This is a genomic window from Saccharopolyspora elongata, from assembly GCF_004348985.1.
Lineage (GTDB): Bacteria > Actinomycetota > Actinomycetes > Mycobacteriales > Pseudonocardiaceae > Saccharopolyspora > Saccharopolyspora elongata.
Window position 1 is genome coordinate 1 of the sequence record NZ_SMKW01000252.1, and the last position, 607, is coordinate 607.

At 69.2% G+C, this 607-nt stretch carries 1 pseudogene; it reads right to left on the minus strand.

The window, feature by feature from the left end:
- A pseudogene (locus E1288_RS49740) lies at nucleotides 1-585 on the minus strand (IS5 family transposase); the annotation flags it as partial.
- Nucleotides 586-607 lie beyond the last annotated feature (22 nt).

Genomic DNA, 607 nt, shown 5'->3' on the forward strand with positions numbered 1-607 from the left:
TGTCGCGCAACTCGTCGCGGTGTTTGTCGGAGTCGTAGGCGCGGTCGGCATACAGGGCGTCGGGCCGGCGGCGGGGGCGCCCGCGCCTGCCTCGCACGGGCGGGATCGCCTCGACCAGTGGGAGGAGTTGGGTGACGTCATTGACGTTGCCGCCGGTCAGGCTGAATGCCGTCGGGATGCCGCCGCCCTCGATGATCAAGTGGTGTTTGGAGCCTGGCCGGGCGCGGTCGACCGGGCTGGGGCCGCTTTTGGGCCACGCCGTGCCGCCCGCACATGCGAGCTGTCGATCACCGCCCGCGACCAGTCCAGCTTCCCGGCCGCGTTCAGCTCGGCCAAAAGCTCCTCGTGCAGCCGCTGCCACACTCCGGCCTCGTTCCATTCCGCCAGGCGCCGCCAGCAGGTCATCCCGGACCCGAATCCCAGCTCCTGGGGCAGAAAATCCCACTGGATCCCGGTATGCAGCACGAACAGGATGCCCTGCAAGACCAGTCGGTCCGGCAGTCGCTTGCGACCCAGCCGAGGCAGCGCGTTCTCCCAGCGCGGCAACAACGGCTCTATTCGCTCCCACAGCTCGTCCGGCACGATCCACGGCGGCTGCTCACCCTTC